The following is a 21,715-nucleotide window of genomic DNA, read 5'->3' as shown; positions in this document are numbered from 1 at the left end:
ATCCACAACATAGCATTGTATTTTTTAATATCTTTGATTGTTTTTTAAAATTTAAATTTTTAAGGCATTATTTTTAAAGGTATTTTTAAAGCTTTTTTATTTATCTTAGTTTTTTTAGAAGATGCTATGCCATTTTATTCCCACACTTAATGGCATAGCAGGATGTTATAAGCCACTCGCTATACTTTAGTAATAACGCCAGTCACACCATTAATGATCATATCAATGGCGATCGTACCGATTAATAAAGCAGATAAACGACCGACAATATCAAAGTAGCGGTCAATATGCTTGGCATGTTTATAGCGTAAATGATCATGTGAAAATTTCATCAAAATCAAAATACTACAGGTTAAAAATAATGTGAAGGCAATCACTAAAGCTGCCTCACCAATTGACATTTCAATGCCTGTAACCACAGCAGCACTAATGGTGCCCGGACCAATCATAAACGGCATGGCAATGGTACCAGCCAGATGCTCTGGTGCACCGCGCATTTCACCAATCGTATCGGCACCCTGAAAAACATAGCGATAGCCAATCACCAAAAAGATGAGGCCTCCAAATATCTGAAAGGCTTCAAAACGTACATTCAGATATTTACTAAAAATTGTTTCGCCGCCCCATGCAAATAGCATGAACACGACAAAAGCAATCAAACTTCCCTGAATCAGTGCTTTATTAAACACCTTGGCTTCTGAATGACGGATCAGGCCAATCATGTAGATGCTCATTAGAAATGGATTGAGCAACGAGAAAAATAAAGCAAAAGAATGTAGATAAGGAGAAGCCATGCATTTTCCTCTTAAGCTTGTGGATCTGGGAACAATGGACGATTCCCTGGGCTAATACGATTAATATGTAAGAACGTCATATGTCTTTCATATTTATCTAAAATGTCATTAATAACCTGTTCTTTACTGTAACCGACCAGATCGTTATCTTGAGAGCCATCATAAAGATAGGTTTCAAGACGGTAATAGAACTGTTTACCCCGTTTCACACGTTGACTGAAGTTCGGTGCGCTATAGCGTACAGGCCAGATCTGGTAAACAAAGTTTTGTTCTTCTTCCAAATGAATAGTGAAATCCAGATGGAAAAGCGTCTCTTCATCTTCAAGCGGTGTTTGCTGCACATCTACATTCATGCCCTGCTTAATAAGTTCACCAGCAACGGCCTGAACAGCAGGTAGACAAACAGCATCTAACATGCGTTGGGTTTCAGTGGTTCCCGGATGATGCATCACTCGAGTTAAACGCTGTTTCCAATTCAGAATATCGACATTACCTACCACCGGAGCTGCGTTCATACTTCGACTGGCTTGCCTATAATCTTCAAGCCTTAGCGACTTATAGAGCCCTGCCATCACAAGGAACATTACAAAACTAAAAGGTAGTCCCATAATGATGGTCGCGTTTTGCAAAGCAGTAATTCCGTTGGTCATGAGCATGGCGAGCGTTAATAAACCAATTGCCACTGCCCAAAATACGCTTAACCAACGCGGAGCATCATTATCGATATTCGTAAGTTTAGTCGTGAAGTTACCTAAAACCAGCGCTCCCGAATCGGCAGAAGTCACGTAGAACAAAAGCCCTGTTACGGTGGCAATTGAAGCGATAAAGGTAAAGCCCGGATATTGTGCCAATAGGTCATAAAAACCGTGAGCCGGATTTGCTAACACAGTCGCTGCTAAGGTTTGGTTGCCTTCAAAAATAACGCTGTGCAGTGCACTATTACCAAAAATGGATAACCATGTGAGTGTAAATAGAAGCGGAATAATTAAGGTACCGCATACAAACTCACGAATGGTACGCCCTCTTGAGATGCGTGCCAGAAAGAGTCCTACAAATGGAGACCAAGCAATCCACCATGCCCAGAAGAAGAAAGTCCAACTACTCATCCACTCTTTAGGCTGTTCAAAAGCAAAACTTTGTAATGCTAAAGCCGGGAAACGAGTTAAATAGTCACCAATATTTTGGACAAGGGCATTAAGTAAAAACTCAGTATTTCCTAAGAATAAAATAAACAGCAATAACCCAACCGAAACATAAATATTGATTTCAGATAAAATACGCAGGCCTTTATTGACCCCCGATGTCACCGAAATAACACTAATACCGACCGCGACAGCAATCAGGATAAATTGCATCCAGATATTTTCTGGTAACCCCAATAACACATGTAGGCCATAATTCAGCTGTACTACTCCAATCCCACAGGTCGTCGCAATACCAAAAATTGTCCCGATGACGGCAGCCGTATCAACACTATGCCCAATTGCTCCATTAATTCTGTTCCCGAAAATTGGGTAAAGTGCAGAACGAATGGTAAGTGGCAAATTATAACGATAGCTAAAGTATCCCAATGACATACCGATCAAGGCATACATACACCAACCGGTTAAGCCGTAGTGGAATAAGGTCCAGACCATACTTTGGCGTGCTGCCTCATAGGTTTGACCAACTCCGACTGGAGGTTGCATATAATGAGATAATGGTTCAGCGACCGAGAAAAACATCAGATCGATACCGATACCAGCCGAAAACAGCATCGCAGACCAACTGAGTAAACTAAACTCAGGTTTTGAATGCTTAGGTCCTAATTTAATACTGCCGTATCTTGAACAGGCAATAAAAATCACGAAAACCATATATAACGTTGCGGCAAGCAGATAATACCAACCAAAGGTTGAGGTTACCCACTGAAGTACGGCGTTCATGACTCTATTTGCAAAATCATTGAACAAAAACGTGACGAGAGAAAAAATTAAAATAAGTACAGCTGAAAAATAAAAAACCACACGGTTGAGCGGGTCTTTTTTAGATTTAGATAATGTTAAATCATCAACTGCTCTTGGATTATCTGTTGCCATACAATCCTCAAGGAATAAAATAAAAACAAAATATTTAATTTCGTCTTTTCACTCTTATTTAAAACAATGAAAAGACGACTTTAAACGCAAAAAATAATATATAGATGTGATCGGTTGAGGTTATAAAACCTCAGTCACTTTATTCTGGTCACAATTCGACGGAACCGAAATGTCTTTTGAAACAGCTAACTGTTTTTTCACTAATTGAGGGTCAAAATCATCTTGCTTTAACGCTTTGGCTAAACCAAACATATAGAGCAAAATAATGACTGAAAATGGTAAACCACATAACACCACAGCACTTTGCATGGAGTTAAAACTACCGGCTAAAAGTAAGCCAATACTTACAATGGTAATTACCACAGACCAAAAAACGCGTAACCAGATCGGTGAATCACTATCATTGGTGCCCCCTTTTGAGGACAAATTAGCGATCATTAGTGTACCAGAGCCAACTGGTGTCAAAAATAAAACGAAACAAATTACAACAACAATGCCAGCAACATACGGATTAAACGGCAGATATTCGAGTAACTTAAATAAAGATAATGCCGGATCAGTTAAAACCATATCACCCAAAACTTTCTGTTTCTGGTTCAAAATAAAATAAATGGCAGTATTTCCAAAAACCGAGATCCAAGCCAATGTAAAACCGAGTGGAATCAGGCATACACCTAAAACAACCTCGCGAATCGTACGTCCTTTTGAAATACGCGCAATAAACATGCCGACAAAAGGTGCCCATGCAATCCACCAAGCCCAATAAAATACGGTCCACGAACCTAGCCAGCCACTGGCTTTTTGATTGTATAAATACATATCAAAGCTTTTACCAATAAAATTGCTTAGATAATCTCCCATATTCTGTACAAGACCATTTAATAAATGGTTTGTAGGGCCTGTTAAAAATACAAATAAAAGTAAGGCATACAGTAGACGTAAATTAATACGCGATAACCATGCCAAACCTTTTTCAATGCCAACCACTGTCGTGATCGTGGCAACACTCATCATGATGAGAACAGCAGCAATTAATGTCACTGAGTTATTAGGAATTTGCGGAAGTAAATAACAAATGCCGGATACCAGCACCAATGCTCCGATTCCCAAGTTGGTGACCAAGGAAATAACCGTCGCTAAAATTCCAAAACCATCCACGAAATCACCGACCAAGCCATGGACTCGCTCGCCAAAAATTGGGTAAAGCGCTGAACGCAAAGCTAGTGGTAAATTTTGTCTGAAAGCAAAATAACCTAAAGTGACTCCGAGCAATGCATAGAGTACCCAGCCATGGATGCCCCAATGCAAAAAGCTATAAGTCATGGCATTGCGGGCTGCCTGAATGGTTCCTGACTCACCTTCTGGCGGTCTTAAGAAATGATCAACAGGTTCAGCAACACCATAATAAAGTAGTGCAATACCAATCCCTGCCGAGAACAACATTGAAGTCCAAGCCAAATAGCTAAACTCAGGTTTGTCGTCGTCTTTTCCTAATGGAATCTGCCCTACTTTTGAAAAAGCGAGCCAAGCGACAAAGCCCAAGCACAGCACAATAACCAACATGTAATACCACCCAAAAAAGTGATTTACCTGCTCTTGTACATAGGTCAGCCAAAACTGACTTTTTTCTGGAAACAGCACAAAAAGTAGGCCAAAAATGCCAATACTGACGGCTGAACTCCAAAATACAAAACGATTTAACCGAATATGGTCTGAAGAATATTTATCACTTTTCAACACCATCTTATTGCTCCTTGCAATCGGTGTATTTTCTCAAAATAACGTGATAAGTAATGTACTTATGCGCATCATCCTATCCTTAAGAATCTTTGATTTTAGCGCTTTATTCCTCGTGCTAATCTTCAAAAATTCATTGATTTTTACATATCATACTTGTTATTGATTGAACGTTCAATCAATAACAAGTATGATAAAAAAAGTGCTATGATGCTCTGCAAGTTAACATGCTGAATTTAAAGCACCACTAAAAGTGCTGATGTGGAAAAACATGACAAAACGCAGAGTAAAACCAGAGCACGTGCGACGTGAAGAAATTATGAATGCCGCACTCGACGTAATTTATGAAGTGGGGTTATCCAATACCACCATTGCTCAAATTGCAAAAAAAGCCGAGCTGTCGACCGGCATTGTCAGCCATTATTTTGGCGACAAACAAGGGTTGATAAATACCTGTATGCAAGAAATGTTAAATGTTCTGCGTCGTAAAACCGAACAGTACAGAGCAGAAGCAGATTCGCATCCAGAGAGCCAAATTAAGGCCATTATCGACTCGAACTTTGACATTAGTCAGGTTAATGAAAAAGCAATGCGGGTCTGGTTAGACTTTTGGTCAGCGAGTATGCATGTACCAGACTTAAGCCGCTTGCAAAAGATTAATGATCAACGCCTGTACTCTAACTTGAAGTTTTATTTCCTCAAGCTAATGAATGAACAACAGGCCAGTGTTGCCGCTAGAGGGTTGGCAGCATTGATTGATGGATTATGGTTACGAGGCAGTTTAAGCCGTCATAACGAATTTGACAGCAATCTTGCCCGTTCCATTGCTTACGATTATGTACAAACGCAAGTTCAATTTGCGAACAAGCCTTTGCAGGAGAGACAAAATGAGTGATGCACAAGTTCATCAACTGTATATCCATGGACGCTACGTTAACGCAACCAGTGGAAAAACATTTAATAGTATTAACCCTGCCAACGGCGAGACAATCGCGACTCTTCAACAAGCTTCTGAACAAGATATTGAAGCTGCTGTACAAAGTGCTCAACAAGGACAAAAAATCTGGGCTGCCATGACTGCCATGGAGCGTTCACGTATTTTACGCCGTGCTGTCGATATTCTTCGTGAACGTAATGATGAGCTTGCCCGTCTTGAAACACTCGACACAGGCAAAGCTTTTAGCGAAACATCTACCGTCGACATCGTGACTGGCGCAGATGTACTCGAATATTATGCAGGACTTGCAACCGCCATTCAGGGTGACCAAGTTCCGCTTCGCGAATCAAGTTTCTTTTATACACGCCGTGAACCTTTAGGCGTGGTTGCTGGTATTGGGGCTTGGAACTATCCAATTCAAATTGCTCTATGGAAATCTGCCCCTGCCCTTGCTGCCGGCAATGCCATGATTTTCAAACCAAGTGAAACCACTCCACTTACTGCATTTAAACTTGCAGAAATCTATACTGAAGCTGGCTTACCAGACGGCGTATTTAACGTGGTGCAAGGTGCTGGTCGTGAAATTGGTCAGTGGCTCACTGAACATCCCGTGATTGAAAAAATTTCATTCACAGGTGGTGTAGAAACTGGCAAAAAAGTCATGGCAAGCGCTGCGGGCTCTACGCTTAAAGAAGTGACCATGGAACTTGGTGGGAAATCACCACTGATTATTTGTGAAGATGCCGACCTTAACCGCGCAGCAGATATTGCAGTCATGGCGAACTTCTTTAGCTCAGGTCAGGTATGTACCAATGGTACACGCGTATTTGTTCCAAAATCACGTTTAGCCGACTTTGAAAAAGCGGTTGTAGAGCGTGTAAAACGGATTCGCATTGGCGACCCAATGGCTGAAGACACAAACTTCGGACCACTCACTAGTTTCCCGCACATGGAAAAAGTGTTGTCTTTCATTGAGTCAGGTAAACAACAAGGCGCTAAAGTGTTAATTGGCGGTGGCCGCGCAACAGAAGGCGAACTTGCCAATGGTGCTTATGTACTACCGACTGTATTTAGCGACTGCACCGACCAAATGGCCATTGTCCAAGAAGAAATTTTTGGACCTGTCATGAGCATTTTAAGCTATGAAACCGAAGAAGAAGCCATCCGTCGTGCCAACGACACGACCTTTGGTTTAGCTGCTGGCGTTGTTACTCAAGACATTAGCCGCGCTCATCGCATTATTCACCAAATTGAAGCTGGTATTTGCTGGATTAACACTTGGGGCGAATCGCCTGCCGAAATGCCAGTGGGTGGCTACAAACAATCTGGCGTGGGCCGTGAAAATGGCTTAACCACACTTGGGCACTATACCCGTATCAAATCTATTCAAGTTGAACTTGGCGATTATCAAAGCATTTTTTAATGCCTCAATCGCTCTAAACACTTCAACCTAAATCACATATGCCGAGCAGTCTTTATAGATTGCTCAGGCAAACTGTTAGTAAAAAAAGGATAGTTATGAATATTAAAGAATATGATTACATTATTATTGGCGCAGGATCTGCCGGAAATGTACTTGCTGCGCGTCTAACCGAAGACAAAGATACTACCGTTTTACTCTTAGAAGCGGGTGGCCCGGATTATCGCTTGGATTTCCGTACACAAATGCCAGCAGCTTTGGCCTACCCTCTTCAAGGTCGTCGCTATAACTGGGCTTATTTAACCGACCCTGAACCGCACATGAATAACCGTCGTATGGAATGTGGTCGTGGTAAAGGTTTAGGTGGCTCATCTTTAATTAATGGCATGTGCTATATCCGCGGTAACGCAATGGATTTAGAGCAATGGGCAACTCATAAAGGCCTTGAAAACTGGTCTTATGCCGACTGTTTGCCTTACTACAAAAAAGCCGAAACCCGTGACATTGGTGAAAATGACTATCATGGCGGCAATGGCCCTGTATCAGTAGCTACGCCTAAAAATGGCAACAATGTCTTGTTCCATGCCATGGTTGAAGCTGGTGTACAAGCAGGTTACCCACGTACTGACGACTTAAATGGTTACCAACAAGAAGGCTTTGGTCCAATGGACCGTACAGTTACCCCAAAAGGTCGCCGCTCAAGTACCGCACGTGGTTATTTGGATATGGCAAAAGGTCGTCCAAACCTGACTATTTTGACTCATGCCACGACCAATAAAATCTTGTTTAATCAAAAGCAAGCAATTGGTGTTGAATACATTATTGGCGCTGATCAAAACAACTTGCAACGCGCCTTGGTTAAACGAGAAGTGTTACTGTGTGCAGGTGCAATTGCTTCACCACAAATTTTACAGCGCTCGGGTGTTGGCGAAAGCAATTTCTTAAAATCAATGGACATTGATGTCGTTCATGATTTGCCGGGTGTAGGTGAAAATCTGCAAGACCATTTGGAAATGTACTTACAGTATAAATGTAAGCAACCCGTTTCTTTATACCCTGCCTTGAAATGGTATAACCAACCTGCGATTGGTGCCGAGTGGTTATTTAACGGTACAGGTATTGGCGCAAGTAACCAGTTTGAAGCAGGTGGATTTATCCGTAGTTCGGACGAGTTCAAATGGCCAAACATTCAGTACCATTTCTTGCCAGTTGCTATTAACTACAACGGCAGTAATGCAGTGAAAGAGCATGGTTTCCAAGCACACGTAGGTTCAATGCGCTCACCTTCACGTGGTCGTATTAGACTGAAATCAAAAGATCCGTTTGAGCATCCAAGTATCTTGTTTAACTACATGTCGACTGAACAAGACTGGCGTGAGTTCCGTGATGCGATTCGTATTACACGTGAAATCATGCAGCAACCTGCACTTGATCCATATCGTGGTGAAGAAATTAGCCCGGGCAAACATTTGCAAACTGATGCAGAGCTTGATGACTTTGTTCGTAACCATGCAGAAACCGCTTACCATCCATCTTGTAGCTGTAAGATGGGTGAAGACGAAATGGCTGTCGTAGATGGTCAAGGCCGCGTACATGGTATGAATGGTTTGCGCGTAGTTGATGCCTCAATTATGCCGCTGATTATTACCGGTAACTTAAATGCAACCACCATTATGATTGCCGAGAAAATTGCAGACCAGATTCGTGGACGTGAAGCATTACCACGTTCAACTGCACCGTTCTATGTAGCATCATAAAACCTTAAAGGGCATATTTCTTATGTAGAGATATGCCCTTAATTTCATATTCATTGAGCCAATATTAATAAGAACTATGTATGACAGAAAATAAGCATGTGTAAGGAGCTTATTTACATAAATATGTCATGAAATAAAAATTAATCTATTTTTATAGGCAAATATTCTTCAAATGGTCCAACTTTAACCAAATTAATATTATTATTTTAATTTCAAATACTTAAAACAAAACAATTAGCTTAAACTATCTTATAAAAGCTCAATTTGATTAAATATAAATCATATTTATGATTTTGATGAACCCCATTTATTATAAAAATTGTCTTGTCAATGCAAAATTAGTCTAAAATATAGAGTGTTTGCGATAATCCCAAGTATTTTTTATTTTTTTCGAAGTTCTCTAATTTTGAGAATTCAGTTTCGCATTTATATCCATTTTGTCTGGATACGCTGTCTAGGTTTCCTCACTCCTTAAGTGACTCAAATAACTTATTTTAAGGTCCCCCTTACATGAAAAAGTTTTTGAAATACCTTCTGGTATTAATCATTCTTATTTTAATTGCAGGTATTGCGTTCTTGTTTAGACCTACAACGTCAAAACAAGTTGAAACTGCAAAAGATGAGCCAGTAGTTGATGCTGTTCTTGTTGGCGGCGGCATCATGAGTGCTACTCTTGGTACTTATTTCACTGAGCTTGAACCAAACTGGCAAATTCGTATGTACGAACGTCTTGACCAAGTTGCTCAAGAAAGTTCAAACGGCTTTAACAATGCCGGAACAGGCCACTCTGGCTTTATGGAAATGAACTATACCGAAGAGAAAAACGGTAAGATGGAAATTGCCAAAGCTGAAAAAGTTGCTTCTCAATTTGAAGTAGCAAAACAGTTCTGGTCATATCAGGTAAAACAAGGTGTTTTAGCTGAACCTAAATCATTCATTAACCCAGTTCCGCACATTGCTTTCGTTTGGGGCGATAACGTTCAATTCTTAGAAAAACGTTATGCTGCAATGATTCAAAGCCCGTTGTTCAAAGGCATGAAATTTACTGAAGACCCAGCTGTGATTAAACAATGGGCACCTTTAGTCATGAACGATCGTGACCCTAGTCAAAAAGTTGCAGCAACTCGTATGGATGTTGGCTCTGACGTAAACTATGGTTCTATCACTAAACAATTAGTGAATCGTTTAGATCAAAACCCGAATTTCAAATTACAGACTTCAACTGAAGTGACTGGCATCAGCCAAAATGATGACAAAACTTGGACTGTGTCTTTCAAAAATTTGAAAACTGGTAAAGTAGACCACGTTAAAACACGTTTTGTATTTATTGGTGCAGGTGGTGCAGCAGTTAAATTATTGCAACTTACTGGTTTACCAGAAGCGAAACAATATGCTGGCTTCCCTGTTGGTGGTGAGTTCTTAATTACTGATAACCCAGCAATTACTGCTCAACACACAGCAAAAGTTTATGGCCGTGCTGAACTTGGTGCTCCTCCAATGTCTGTACCACATATTGATACACGTTATATCGACGGTAAAAAATATGTATTGTTTGGACCATTTGCAACGTATTCAAACAAGTTCCTGAAAAATGGTTCTCAGCTTGATTTACTTGCATCAACCAACAAAAACAACGTTTTACCAATGACCACTGTTGGCTTGGAAAACCTTGATCTTGTTAAATACTTGGTGAGCCAAGTAATGATGTCAGATGAAGATCGTCTAAATGAACTTCGTAAATACTACCCAGATGCGAAAGCTGAAGACTGGCGTTTAAGCCAAGGTGGTCAACGTGTTCAGATCATCAAAAAAGAGCCGGGTAAACCAGCAACGCTTCAATTCGGTACAGAAATCTTTGCGTCTAAAGATGGTGCTGTAACTGCATTGTTAGGTGCGTCTCCGGGTGCTTCGACTTCTCCATACATCATGCTTAACTTACTTGAAAAAGCGTTCCCTCAGCAAACTGAAGGTAAGTGGAATCAGAAGCTTCATGAAATTGTAGTGTCTTACAAACAAGACTTAAGCAAAGACCCTGTGTTACTCGACAAAGTTCGTCAGTACACAAGTTCTACGCTTGGCTTGAACTATACATCTCCGTTCAAAGCTGCAAACGATGAAACTGCTGCTGCCCCAGTTGCAAAAGCAAACTAAGTTTGACGATGTATAAATAAAATATCAAAAGGATGAATTTCGATTCGTCCTTTTGTTTTTTAAGCCCTCACTTGAGATATTTAGATTTGCTATGACGCCTTTAAACTCATCACCTCGCCTCTTGTCATTTTGTTTTAAGCTCGTACTTGTTTTGCTACTGGCTTATCTTTTGATAAGTGGGTTTTATATGTGGATGATTGGTGGTACAGCGATTTATGTTAGCTCAGCGGTGTTACTTACCATCACTGCTTATGTATTTAAGCTCGGCAAATATCAAAAACTATGTTCTGTTTTAAATGTGCTGATGAGCGCAGCCGCGTTATATTTCAGTACTGCTCATTTATTTTTCTCTCCTGTTCAGTTCTTTATATTTTTACCTGCTCTGTTTTTTGTTCTATTAGCATTCACAGCACCAGATAAAACTCGCAATGTATATAAAGTTTTAATATTCATCAGTTTATTGATTTGGTGCAGCATACACTTTACCCAGCTTGAACAACTTCAAGCCTATTATCAAACTCAGCACACAGGCGAAAGCTGGCAACAATTTGGCGCGTTGTAAGATTATTTTTTATTCTATATTTTCAATTAAATACGTGTTCTTTTTCATATGAAGTTCATCAGTAAAACTGAACATCATCTACAGAAATCCTTTTAAGAAAAAATATTCATAACAATCTAATTTATTTAGAAATATATCGAGCATATTCGCGATTGAACACGGCTCATCTACACGCTAGATTAATCAAATATTTTTTCTCCCTTTATGTTGTAATTTATGAAGATTTTAGATGGCGGTTTAGGCCGTGAATTGGCCCGTCGTGGCGCTCCGTTTCGTCAACCAGAATGGTCTGCTCTTGCACTGATTGAAGCACCAGAAACAGTAAAAGAAGTACATCTCGATTTTATTAACGCAGGTTCAGAAGTCATTACGACTAACAACTACGCTGTTGTGCCTTTTCATATCGGACAAGAACGCTTTGAAACTGACGGCGTGCGTTTAATTCAAGTTGCAATCGAACAAGCAAAAAATGCAGTTAAAGAAAGCGGCAAAAATGTCAAAATCGCAGGCTGCTTACCGCCGTTATTTGGCTCTTACCGTGCAGACTTGTTTCAACCTGAACAAGCTAAAAACCTTGCTGAGCCAATCATTAACACATTGGCACCAGAGGTTGATTTTTGGCTCGCTGAAACTCAATCGTGCTTAAAAGAAGTCGAAACAGTGCATGCGCTATTACCAAAAGATGGTAAAGACTATTGGGTGTCATTTACCCTTCAAGATGAAATTAAACAAGAACAAGCGTTACTTCGTTCAGGTGAAAACATGCAACAAGTGGCGGATTTCATCAAACAATCAAATGCAAAAGCAGTGTTGTTTAACTGCTGCCAACCTGAAGTGATCTTGCAAGCAATTAAAGAAATTAAAGGACTCATTCCAGAGTCAGTGCAGATTGGTGCTTATGCCAACGCTTTCCCACCGCAAGATGAAAGCGCTACTGCCAACGATGGTCTGGATGAAATTCGTAAAGACCTAGATGCTCCAGCTTATCTTGGTTTTGCTAAACAATGGCAGAACGCAGGTGCAAGTCTAGTCGGCGGTTGCTGTGGCATTGGTCCAGAACATATTGCTGAACTTTCTCAATTTTTTAAAGAATAAATACCATGTCTGCTGCCAAAATTGGACTATTGTCTCTTACAGCGCTGGTCTTTAGTTCTATGGTGGGGTCAGGCGTATTTAGCCTACCCCAAAATATGGCTCAAGTCGCTAACGGCTCTGCCCTTCTTGTTGCATGGCTCATTACTGGGGTCGGCATTATTTTCTTGGCTCTCTCGCTATTACATTTAACGCGTCAACGACCAGACCTTGACGGTGGTATTTATAACTATGCGCGGGAAGGTTTTGGAGACCTGATTGGGTTTTGCTCGGCGTGGGGTTATTGGTTGTGTACCACTATTGGTATTGTCGGCTATGTGGTGATTGCCTTTTCAGGCGTCGGCATGTTTACCGATAGCAAAGACCATATTATTTTTGGTGAAGGCAATACGCTCTACTCTCTGATTGGTTCAAGCATTTTTGTATGGCTGGTGCACTGGTTAGTAAGCCGAGGTATTAAAGAAGCTGCGATTGTGAATTTACTGGCAACGATTGCCAAAATCATTCCAATGGTAGTCTTTATCTTTTTCACATTTATTGCCTTTAAGTTTGATTTGTTCAAACTCAACTTAAATGACTTCTCTTTAAAAGTGCCACTTTGGCAGCAAGTGAAAGACCTGATGTTGATTACCCTTTGGGTATTTACCGGTATTGAAGGTGCTGTGGTTTTATCATCGCGTGCGAAAAAACGTCATGACATTGGTAAAGCGACCATTTTAGGTGTTTTGCTAGCATTAAGTTTTTACGTCATGGTCACCGTATTGGCCTATGGCGTGGTGAGTCGTGAGGCCCTTGCTGGCATGCACAACCCATCAATGGCAACCATCTTGCAGCAACTGATCGGTTTACCGGGCACTATCGTTATTACCATCGGGCTTATTATTTCAGTTTCTTCGTCTTATTTAAGCTGGACTTTATTCGCCACTGAAATTCCATATTTGGCTGCGAAAAATGGTGCATTCCCGAAATTATTTTTAAAGAACAATCAAAACAATGTACCCATTTCATCACTTTGGCTAACCACCATTGTCGTACAAGGTGCATTGATTGCGGTGTATTTTTTCAACAAAAACTACACCCAGCTTTTATTAATTTCATCGGTGATGATTTTGCTGCCTTATTTTCTGGTGTCGGCTTTTTATCTTAAAGAATCCATTCGCCACAAACGCACGCCGCATATTGCCATTGCCAGTGTCGCTTCAATCTATGCGCTTTGGTTGCTCTATGCAGCAGGATTAGATTTATTACTTCTGTCTGTAGTGTTGTATTTGGTCGGCTTGATTATTTTTTCAATCAGCTATTTTGAGCATAAAAAATCGCTCAAACAAAATCAGCTTAATTAATCATTTCAACCACTGTTGAGTCATTTCAGCAGTGGTTTTCTAAAAATAAAAAATTCTATTTTAAAGGCTGTGACTGCTTTAAATGCAATCGTAAAATACGGCGTAATTCTAAAATCGCCTCTGGGGTAGTTTGAATTGAATGCCCGCCCTTAATCATCAGTTCCGACTGTTCACCACCTAAATGTGAACTTTGATATGGCACAATCCCATCACTGCTTTTTAACTTATCAGTCGTACCATTAATATTGCCCATAATCGAGTGATAGACCACACTGGACGAAGGCTGAATGGCTTGCGTAAGCTGCATAAAGCTAGAAGAACGACTTAAATTACTCGCTCCATTTTCAATTAAACCTTTTCTGAGTTTTGTATTTTTCTCATCTCTCATTTCGACCGCAATAAAGAAATCAGCTGGCAAACGAATAACACGGCGCGCAATTTGGGTAAACCATCGGTCAGCATAGTCAGTGCCATGATGCGGTGCCGAAACAAAAACAACCCGCTTAAAATAAGGCAACGCTTTGAATTGAAAACGCTCTAGCACCACAGGATTTTCTTTTAAACGGTTTAGCTGGGCTTCATTCATTTTTTGCATGGCTTGCTCTGAAACATCGGCATCGCTTACCAATAGGCGGCTAATCACTCCGCCCATACTATGTCCAACCAGCACTGCATCGTGTGCAGCATAGCTATCTTTAGCCACATTTTGAAAAGCTTGATTCAACAATGAATAAATCTGAAAACGGCTTTCAAAAATCGGCATATTGGTTGAATAAAACACCTGCCAAACTTGATAATTATTCCTTAATTCGGCATCGCCCATAATGTCATTGGTTAGACTCACCCACGCCTCTGGGCTACTTGCCAAGCCATGAATAAATACAATGATTTTTTTATTGGGGTTAAAGGGTTCCAGCATATATAAATGCGGCATGATCAAATTGGTTTCTTTATTAATTAAGGACCAATAACCTGCTGCACCTAAATTATATTTCGACAACCAAAGCCCATAAGGCGCCGAATAGTTTGCAGTAAGCGGATAGTCCACACCTTCAACCTTTACGCGGTCTTGTCGATATGGATCAAACATCGCAATTTCTAAATCTGCTCCAGCAATAACCTGATCTGCTGTCGCTTTTTGTTTTGGGTAAGCAATAGCAGTGACTGGAAAGAAGCGTGGTAAATGGATGTTCGGATTATTCTGGTGAGCATAAAAAGCATCGGGGTCTAAAATGAAGCCGTGATTTACATCATTTTCTTTACGCCCGACAATAAACTCTGCCCCTAAACCATCCTTACGGTTAACGGTATTAAAGCCAGAGAAGTTCATGTTATAGCTTGAGCGAAAAGTATCGACTTCAATTTTTTGTACATCTACGGCATGGTCAAAATTGACGTGGTACTCATGCCCATCTGCTTTCAGCAGCGGTGGAAAACGATGCGTATTTAAATGATTAAAATACGTGGTCATTAACTTCGATAAAGCGACGTTGTAAAAAATACGCACCTGATTTTGGCGATGGTCAAATACCCGATCAAACGGCGACTCTTCAGAGTCGAATAAATACACATAGCTATAGCGCAAGCTTTTATCGAACAAAGCTAACTCTTGCTCAATGCAACTACTACTTTTATTGATGGCATTACACTGGCTGCTACGCCCAACATCTAAAGCCTTAGCTAAGTAAATTTCACTGAGCGCAGCATAACGTTCTTCTCGGCTGCTATTTTCGGACAAACTCTGAATTTTATTTAAACAATCATCAAAATTTTGCAGACAAGATTTTTCGTCTTTTTTAACTAAATACAGTAAGTTTTGGGTTTGATGGCTTAAGGTGCCGTCAGTCAGAATACTTTCATTCTTACTTTTTAAAGCATTACTTAAATTACTTTCTTTTAAATTAATGACCTGACAGCCACTGAGCAAAGCCATTATTGTTATCATTGAATAATGGTAAGACTTTGTCATTCTGCATTCCTTAATCGAATGTATTCCCCATTAGGTCATTATGCCTGTAAAGCAATGAACGAACAATTTCAGCTCAGCTTCCGTTTTCCTTTATTGCGAAAAAAAGCCTGAATTACATTTCATTCAGGCCTATTCTTGGTGAGTTCAATCAAGCTTGGTTGAACTTTTGCTGTGAAGCTAAATAAGAGAAATACAAAATGGGTAAGATAAACGGCGCTACACTCCAGAAGTCAAAATAGACATAGAGTATCGCTCCCAAGAAAGCACCAATTACAAAACCAATCACAATACTGGCACTTTTTAGAAAACTTGCTCGATTGGCCGCGTTATTGTTTTTAAGTAGGTTAGCAATATCAATACCAAGCTGCGTGGTATTGCCTGTCATCATGGTACTTGGGCTAATATTTTTAATGAGGGTTTTGCTGGAAGTATTACGAATAGCTAAAGCAATTAAACCCAACCCGCCTGTTACTGCAACTGTTAGTGCATCTGGATTTTTAAATGGCTCGAAGTAAAGCCCTGCCACCATAAAGGCACATAGAAAAATAGCTTCAAATAAAAATAAATAAGACAGTGTTTTGTGCTTGACCTGACTACGGTCAATTAACAGTTTGGTGATCACCACTGTCAAAATAAATAGCGGAATAGCAGCAAGCTTAATCCATATGCCAGCGCCGCCTTTAACCCATGCAGCACCTGCCAATACTAAGTTTCCCGTAACATGCGCAGTAAAAAAACCAAACAGCGCAATAAAACCTATGGTATCAATTGCCCCACCCACCATAGTCAACAAAACAGGATCTCGACATATTGCCCAGGTACTTTCTGTCTCTTTTTGAATTGGGGTATCTGCCATATAAAATATCCTGTTAAATTAGAATTTTAAAACAAGTAAGTTGTATATAAATGATTTAAAAATGAGTAATACTAAAGTGTTTATGAAAGCAAAAAACGATGTAAAAAAATAGGGTGCGTAATGTCGCAACACTGTCTTTAAAATGGCAACAATTAAAATTGAGTGTTTTTAAAACAATAAACGGTTCTCAACTTCAAATCAATTTGACCTCTAAAACTGTTATAACTATGATGAAGCCGCAAGTTGATATCAATTGGTTTTGAACCTGAAAAAGTTATGCCAAGATATGGATAATGAAAAACAACAACCAAGAGTAGATATATGTCACTTTATAATTTTTCAGTTTTTCTAGGTGGATTATTATTTGCATCTATTGCCTTCGCGGGTCAAAAAAATAATGCTCAACGTGATTTCTATTTAAAATGTATGGCAGCAGGTCATAGCCGTGCAAGTTGTACATGTATTTATCATCGTTTAGAGCGTCAATATTCCCCTAAACTCATGCATAAACTTGGCAGTTTAAGTTTACAAAGCCCTGAAGTACCGCGTGATTTTGTAAAAACCATGAAGCGTACTATGCAACAGTGCCAATCATAATTCTTTCATTTTTTAAGCCACATCCACACCAATACCCCCGCCATACATAAAATTGCCGGATAAACAAACCACGGATGTGGAATCGTCCAAATCATAAGCCCCGCAGCCAAACTCATACTCAACGTCGAGATATATTTTGCTTTTTTAGGAATACGCCGATGTTCTTGCCACTCGCGAATGAGTGGACCGATATAACGATGATTTCGAAACCATTGATGAAGTTTTTCAGAGCCTCGAGCCGCAAAGAACACAGCCAAAATTATAAAATCAACGGTGGGTAAACCCGGAATAAAAATACCCAATATGCCAAGCGCAATACACAACCAAGCTAAACCAATAAACACCCAACGCGCCCAAACAGAACGGGCAAGCTTACTGACTGGTTGAGCGGGTGCTAACGACTGCTCATGTTTTACGATCACATTTACTTGATTGAGTTTGTCCATATCGGGTATTCCCTTTATCCACTTTTTATTATTTCAATTCATCAAGCTGAACAAGCGCTTGACCAAAATATCCAAAAGCATCTAACGCCCCTTGAACGACTCGGTCTTGCTGGGTTTGGTCAAAGCCAGTTTCATCAAGTGCTTGTACAAAACGTTTCCAGACTTTAGCGCGCCCTTCGGGATAGGCAGCTAAATTACGCGCAGCAAACGTTTCAGAAAAACCCAAATGCTTTTGAGCTTCTTTAAATAAAAATGCAGCCCCTAAAGTTGAACCCTCAGATACATAAATCCAGCCTAAAGCTTCGGGTAGCTGTACGTTTTCACTCTGTAACTGCTGTTCGTTAGGTTGAATACCCAAATCATTTAAATCGGCAAGTGCTTGTTTTGAGCGGCCACGAATGTCGAGGTCTGGAATCAGTCCTGCCACACCCTCTTTTTCAAAAAGATGTTCAATTTCACGCTGAAAGTAATATTGAGACAACGTAAATTGCGCGTATTTTTCTTTACTTGAAAATACCTTTGCCTCTGACATTAATTGATGCATACGTTCGTGTTCAGCAGCAGTTTCTTGTTTCAAACGTAAAGACAAACTGTTGCTAATGATTTGTTCTGTAGATGAATTCATCATCTTTCTCCTGCAAAATAGATATTACTCATCGGTTAACGGCCCCGATTGAGTTTGAGTTGGACTGGAAAATCCACAACAATGGTCACGGCTCGACCGTTAATTTTGTGGGGTTTAAATCTGGATTTACGTGTAGCTTGCATGACCCGTTCATCAAGGCTTTGAATGCCTGAGCTTTGACGTAATTGGATGTCAATCGGCTGCCCTTTTTCATTAATGCGAATCCGAAGCTCAACCAAACGATTTTGCTGTTTTAACTCGCGGTCATCGTAGTCAAGCCCGCCAAAACTCAGCACATCCACGCTACTCACCTGAACAACGTCATCGTGTTCAACTTGAGTGCTCGGTGCTTTGGAATACTCTTGCTGCGTTGTTGGTGTTTTGACGCCGCCACTTTTGGTTTCGCTATTGGTGTTTTGTGGCAAATGCTCAGTTTGCGTTTGTTCAAGGTCTGTCGAACCCAGTTGTTTATCTATAGGAGCCACTCGCCTTTCTGTAGGCTGCGCTGTTTGAGACGAAGCTAAATTATTTAAAGTCGTTTTTGGTTGTGCTTGCTGTTTGTCATTTAAATTATTTTGCACGACCTCTTTAAAGGCAGTTTTTGACGCTAATGTTTGAACATTTGTAGGCGAGTGTTTTGATTCTTCAGGTACTGAAGATACCGAACTGTTTAATGTAGATTGAGGCGTTACACTTTTTTCAGGTTGGCTTTCAGTCTTTTCATGCGATGGCTTTTTAGCAGGCGCCAATGACACAAAACTTACTTTTAATGCATCTACTTTGGGGGTTGCTTGAAAAGTATAAGGTTCAATTAAATGACTCAGCATCCAGACAGCAAACACATGCAGACCAATCACCACAACTACGGTTAAGCACTTATAAAAATGCTTCGGCCCTTGTGGTAAAGGCAACATCACCATCGGCTTATGTGTAGGGAATAAAGATTTTGATTTCATGACTTATTCCCTAAAAACGATGCTCAAGCTTGAGACTAATGTTGTGTTTATCGTAGGAATACAGCCAATCGACATTGCTTTTATTTTGGTTATAGCGATAGGTTAAATTGGGTGTCATGCCATAAAACTCAAAGCGTGGCATTTGCACAACAAAGGTATAGTTCTGTTCAAAATCATGACGACGAGCTAAGTAACTTACAGCGTATTTGTCAAACTGACGCCAACGGTAAGAACTTAACAAAGTGGTGTTAAATCCTGTGCTCCAAGATTTGCTTAAGCCTAATCGTACGCCTTGCTGTTCGTAGGCAGCTACATATTTTTCTTGTGCAGAATGGTCAACTACATCTAGACCACCAAAAACAGTCCACTGGTCTGGAAAAATCTTCCAGAAAGTGGCAAAAGCTGAATTTTCTATACCATCAAAGCTTTTATATTTCTGATAATTAAAATCTTTTCTTTCAGCTTCAAGCTTAAAGGCTTTATCTGCCGAGATAAAATGCATCCACTCGGCACGCGCCCCCCACGTATTATAAAGACCATCGTTGCCATAACGTTTATGTTCAAAAAGCGGACTCACCCCAATTTGATTTTTTAAGTCAAAGTAGCTATAGCCTGCATTAATGTTAATGGTAGATTCATTAAATGCCGCATGGTCGTTATAGGACTGTCCAAACGCCAGCGCACGTAAAGCCACGCCATGATGCCCTTTAATCGCATAGCGTTTAATCAGACTGGCTTCGTAGTCTAAGCCCGTTGCTGACACAGCTTTAGGACTATCACGAGTAACTTTCTGAGACCCAATAATCTTACCGTCCTTATCTGTCTGATAACTCATCCATGTTTTGCTCTGTTCAGACGAACTATTTAAATTACTGACATAGGTATAACCCGCTGAAACAGAGCCTTGCCAAGAGTCTCGTTTTTTTAGTGCCTGAACAAAGGTATTCACTGTGGTTAAAACACCAGACGGGATTACCGCAGGGTCACTTTGTTTCAGTTTGTCTTGAATGGAAATAAAAAGGCGTGCTGCTTCCTTATTCTTCTGTTGTTCAAACAGCACGCGCGCTAACTCAAGTTCACAAATTAAATTATGAGGTTGTTGTTTTAGGCTGCTTTGAAATTTTTGTTCAGCCAATTTCAGTTGACCCTGAGAACGTGCAACTGCCCCTTCGGCAAAGTCGGTTAAAGCCCGATCATAGCCAACATATTTTTTATAATGTTCTAAATAAACCGTGGCTTTGAGCCACTGTTTTTGCATGACTGCCAAATATAACGCCTTGGCAAGATCATTCGGATTTTGCTCAACACTGTATTCTTGTCCATTAATTTGAAGTTTAGGTAATTGCTCGGTACTACGAATGGTTCCCTGCTCGTGAAACTGTCGCTGTTCTTGTAAAAGTGTTTGGTCCAAGCTTTGATTGAGACGAAGCTGTGTGTCTTCGTCGGCATATAAAAATGGACAACTCAACAATGTCAGACAGCACAAAAGCGTTCGTTTCATAAAACAATAAACCTGAAGCAACCAAGCAAAAGCCCAAAAAACAAAAGGAACCTACGTATGTAGATTCCTTTTGTATTCATTAATTTTTAGCACCGCCAAAAGCAGTGTTGTAAGACACGTTATCAAACTGGGCAATACCCGCTAAAGCCGAAGCATTTGCACCGAAGAATTGACCTTGAACCACACCAGAGTTGTCGACACCAGCCGTACCGTTAGCCGTTGCCAAACCTGCAAAGGCAGCAGTACCCGGGTTAAATGCCACACCATCTAGGCTTAATGATGAAACAGCCGTACCTGTTCCGGTAAGCGTTCCTTCAAGTGTACCCGCACCATAATTTGCCGTGAACGTACCACTTAACAGATTGCTTCCAGAACCGTTAATCCCTGCAACGGTATAGGTTGCAGTACCCGCAGTTGGAACCGTGGTATTGGTGTTATCACCCGCGTAGTAAACGGTATGGCTCGCGCTTGCTGGCGTGTCGCCCGCTTTCCACCATTCACCAAAATAGACTTCCTGTGTGCCCACCTGACCAAAGTTAAAATTACCTAATGCACTGTGTGAAGGTGGCATTGCAGACACTGGAATATGCGAAATATTAAAGGTTTTGCTGCCAACCGTTACATTGGTATTACTCGTTCCCTGAGCAGCAAAAGCCTGAGCCAAACCTTTTAATGAACTAAAACCTGTAAAAGCGTTATATGGTGCACCCGCAGCTTGAACCGACACCGCTGCTACACCACCCGGATGGCTTGCATTGGCAGCAGCACCGATTTTGATGTTACTTTCATTACTCGAAATACCATCAATACCTGCATAAGCAAATGCAGTTGAACAAGCAACGAGACCCAAGAACAATTGAGAGATTTTCATTTGTTGTTACTCCATCTTTTTTA

General features: G+C 40.5%; 18 protein-coding genes. 8 read left to right on the top strand and 10 right to left on the bottom strand.

The features are described from left to right. Positions 1 to 179 precede the first annotated feature (179 nt). The 3 genes from QLG01_RS00690 to QLG01_RS00680 all read right to left on the bottom strand — a co-directional run bounded on the left by QLG01_RS00690 (position 180) and on the right by QLG01_RS00680 (position 4,615). Positions 180 to 794 (bottom strand): MarC family protein, encoded by a 615-nt coding sequence (locus QLG01_RS00690; RefSeq protein ID WP_004794054.1) that lies wholly within the window; start codon positions 792 to 794, stop codon positions 180 to 182. Between the two features lie 11 nt (positions 795 to 805). Then, positions 806 to 2,872: a choline transporter gene (locus QLG01_RS00685; protein ID WP_199945230.1), complete on the bottom strand. Its 2,067-nt coding sequence runs from the start codon at positions 2,870 to 2,872 to the stop codon at positions 806 to 808. Between the two features lie 120 nt (positions 2,873 to 2,992). Continuing rightward, positions 2,993 to 4,615, bottom strand: coding sequence for a BCCT family transporter (locus QLG01_RS00680; protein WP_250374675.1), 1,623 nt, complete (start codon positions 4,613 to 4,615; stop codon positions 2,993 to 2,995). Positions 4,616 to 4,880: 265 nt separating this feature from the next. Between QLG01_RS00680 and betI the strand changes: the two genes are divergently transcribed. The 7 genes from betI to QLG01_RS00645 all read left to right on the top strand — a co-directional run bounded on the left by betI (position 4,881) and on the right by QLG01_RS00645 (position 13,871). Next, positions 4,881 to 5,504, top strand: coding sequence for a transcriptional regulator BetI (gene betI / locus QLG01_RS00675; protein ID WP_005303239.1), 624 nt, complete (start codon positions 4,881 to 4,883; stop codon positions 5,502 to 5,504). Beyond that, on the top strand, positions 5,497 to 6,969 hold the full coding sequence (gene betB, locus QLG01_RS00670; protein WP_282495611.1) for a betaine-aldehyde dehydrogenase: 1,473 nt from the start codon (positions 5,497 to 5,499) through the stop codon (positions 6,967 to 6,969). The genes betI and betB overlap by 8 nt, the downstream gene beginning before the upstream one ends. A gap of 95 nt (positions 6,970 to 7,064) precedes the next feature. Beyond that, positions 7,065 to 8,723: a choline dehydrogenase gene (gene betA, locus QLG01_RS00665; protein ID WP_199945223.1), complete on the top strand. Its 1,659-nt coding sequence runs from the start codon at positions 7,065 to 7,067 to the stop codon at positions 8,721 to 8,723. 510 nt (positions 8,724 to 9,233) lie between these two features. Continuing rightward, positions 9,234 to 10,874 carry a malate dehydrogenase (quinone) gene (mqo, locus tag QLG01_RS00660; protein ID WP_199945221.1) on the top strand — a complete coding sequence of 547 codons (1,641 nt, stop codon included), beginning with the start codon at positions 9,234 to 9,236 and terminating at the stop codon, positions 10,872 to 10,874. Positions 10,875 to 10,965: 91 nt separating this feature from the next. Then, on the top strand, positions 10,966 to 11,436 hold the full coding sequence (locus tag QLG01_RS00655) for a hypothetical protein (protein ID WP_282495610.1): 471 nt from the start codon (positions 10,966 to 10,968) through the stop codon (positions 11,434 to 11,436). Positions 11,437 to 11,652: 216 nt separating this feature from the next. After that, positions 11,653 to 12,531 (top strand): homocysteine S-methyltransferase family protein, encoded by an 879-nt coding sequence (locus tag QLG01_RS00650; RefSeq protein WP_282495609.1) that lies wholly within the window; start codon positions 11,653 to 11,655, stop codon positions 12,529 to 12,531. 5 nt (positions 12,532 to 12,536) lie between these two features. Next, a complete protein-coding gene (locus QLG01_RS00645; RefSeq protein ID WP_282495608.1) occupies positions 12,537 to 13,871 on the top strand; it encodes a basic amino acid/polyamine antiporter in 1,335 nt (444 codons plus the stop codon). A 55-nt stretch (positions 13,872 to 13,926) separates the two neighbouring features. Here QLG01_RS00645 and QLG01_RS00640 read toward each other — a convergent pair whose 3' ends face one another. Together QLG01_RS00640 and QLG01_RS00635 are read right to left on the bottom strand one after the other, a co-directional pair. Further along, a complete protein-coding gene (locus QLG01_RS00640) occupies positions 13,927 to 15,840 on the bottom strand; it encodes an alpha/beta fold hydrolase (RefSeq protein WP_282495607.1) in 1,914 nt (637 codons plus the stop codon). A gap of 148 nt (positions 15,841 to 15,988) precedes the next feature. After that, on the bottom strand, positions 15,989 to 16,696 hold the full coding sequence (locus QLG01_RS00635; protein WP_151987128.1) for a YoaK family protein: 708 nt from the start codon (positions 16,694 to 16,696) through the stop codon (positions 15,989 to 15,991). Positions 16,697 to 17,017: 321 nt separating this feature from the next. On the opposite strand from QLG01_RS00635, the gene QLG01_RS00630 reads away from it, so the two are divergent. Then, a complete protein-coding gene (locus tag QLG01_RS00630) occupies positions 17,018 to 17,293 on the top strand; it encodes a hypothetical protein (protein ID WP_013198670.1) in 276 nt (91 codons plus the stop codon). Between the two features lie 5 nt (positions 17,294 to 17,298). Here the strand turns inward: QLG01_RS00630 and QLG01_RS00625 are convergent, their stop codons facing one another. The 5 genes from QLG01_RS00625 to QLG01_RS00605 all read right to left on the bottom strand — a co-directional run bounded on the left by QLG01_RS00625 (position 17,299) and on the right by QLG01_RS00605 (position 21,692). Continuing rightward, positions 17,299 to 17,739: a YbaN family protein gene (locus QLG01_RS00625; protein ID WP_005303220.1), complete on the bottom strand. Its 441-nt coding sequence runs from the start codon at positions 17,737 to 17,739 to the stop codon at positions 17,299 to 17,301. A gap of 28 nt (positions 17,740 to 17,767) precedes the next feature. Next, the gene (locus QLG01_RS00620) at positions 17,768 to 18,367 is read right to left on the bottom strand and encodes a biliverdin-producing heme oxygenase (protein WP_282495606.1); all 600 of its coding nucleotides are present in this window, start codon (positions 18,365 to 18,367) and stop codon (positions 17,768 to 17,770) included. A gap of 32 nt (positions 18,368 to 18,399) precedes the next feature. Continuing rightward, a complete protein-coding gene (locus tag QLG01_RS00615) occupies positions 18,400 to 19,320 on the bottom strand; it encodes an energy transducer TonB (RefSeq protein ID WP_282495605.1) in 921 nt (306 codons plus the stop codon). A gap of 10 nt (positions 19,321 to 19,330) precedes the next feature. Beyond that, positions 19,331 to 20,797, bottom strand: a complete 1,467-nt coding sequence (locus QLG01_RS00610; RefSeq protein ID WP_282495708.1) for a porin family protein — start codon at positions 20,795 to 20,797, stop codon at positions 19,331 to 19,333. A gap of 103 nt (positions 20,798 to 20,900) precedes the next feature. Next, positions 20,901 to 21,692 (bottom strand): Slam-dependent surface lipoprotein, encoded by a 792-nt coding sequence (locus QLG01_RS00605; RefSeq protein WP_002041986.1) that lies wholly within the window; start codon positions 21,690 to 21,692, stop codon positions 20,901 to 20,903. Positions 21,693 to 21,715 lie beyond the last annotated feature (23 nt).

This window comes from Acinetobacter sp. V89_4, from assembly GCF_029967875.1.
Taxonomy (GTDB): Bacteria; Pseudomonadota; Gammaproteobacteria; order Pseudomonadales; family Moraxellaceae; genus Acinetobacter; species Acinetobacter oleivorans.
This window is presented reverse-complemented; position numbering and strand designations above follow the sequence as displayed.

Coding starts and splice junctions, on each gene's coding strand:
- QLG01_RS00680 (WP_250374675.1), bottom strand. CDS start 4,615: ATGGTGTTGAAAAGTGATAAATATTCTTCAGACCATATTCGGTTAAAT.
- QLG01_RS00630 (WP_013198670.1), top strand. CDS start 17,018: ATGTCACTTTATAATTTTTCAGTTTTTCTAGGTGGATTATTATTTGCA.
- mqo (WP_199945221.1), top strand. CDS start 9,234: ATGAAAAAGTTTTTGAAATACCTTCTGGTATTAATCATTCTTATTTTA.
- QLG01_RS00655 (WP_282495610.1), top strand. CDS start 10,966: ATGACGCCTTTAAACTCATCACCTCGCCTCTTGTCATTTTGTTTTAAG.
- QLG01_RS00640 (WP_282495607.1), bottom strand. CDS start 15,840: ATGACAAAGTCTTACCATTATTCAATGATAACAATAATGGCTTTGCTC.
- betA (WP_199945223.1), top strand. CDS start 7,065: ATGAATATTAAAGAATATGATTACATTATTATTGGCGCAGGATCTGCC.
- QLG01_RS00605 (WP_002041986.1), bottom strand. CDS start 21,692: ATGAAAATCTCTCAATTGTTCTTGGGTCTCGTTGCTTGTTCAACTGCA.
- QLG01_RS00685 (WP_199945230.1), bottom strand. CDS start 2,872: ATGGCAACAGATAATCCAAGAGCAGTTGATGATTTAACATTATCTAAA.
- betB (WP_282495611.1), top strand. CDS start 5,497: ATGAGTGATGCACAAGTTCATCAACTGTATATCCATGGACGCTACGTT.
- QLG01_RS00625 (WP_005303220.1), bottom strand. CDS start 17,739: ATGGACAAACTCAATCAAGTAAATGTGATCGTAAAACATGAGCAGTCG.
- QLG01_RS00650 (WP_282495609.1), top strand. CDS start 11,653: ATGAAGATTTTAGATGGCGGTTTAGGCCGTGAATTGGCCCGTCGTGGC.
- QLG01_RS00635 (WP_151987128.1), bottom strand. CDS start 16,696: ATGGCAGATACCCCAATTCAAAAAGAGACAGAAAGTACCTGGGCAATA.
- QLG01_RS00615 (WP_282495605.1), bottom strand. CDS start 19,320: ATGAAATCAAAATCTTTATTCCCTACACATAAGCCGATGGTGATGTTG.
- betI (WP_005303239.1), top strand. CDS start 4,881: ATGACAAAACGCAGAGTAAAACCAGAGCACGTGCGACGTGAAGAAATT.
- QLG01_RS00645 (WP_282495608.1), top strand. CDS start 12,537: ATGTCTGCTGCCAAAATTGGACTATTGTCTCTTACAGCGCTGGTCTTT.
- QLG01_RS00690 (WP_004794054.1), bottom strand. CDS start 794: ATGGCTTCTCCTTATCTACATTCTTTTGCTTTATTTTTCTCGTTGCTC.
- QLG01_RS00620 (WP_282495606.1), bottom strand. CDS start 18,367: ATGATGAATTCATCTACAGAACAAATCATTAGCAACAGTTTGTCTTTA.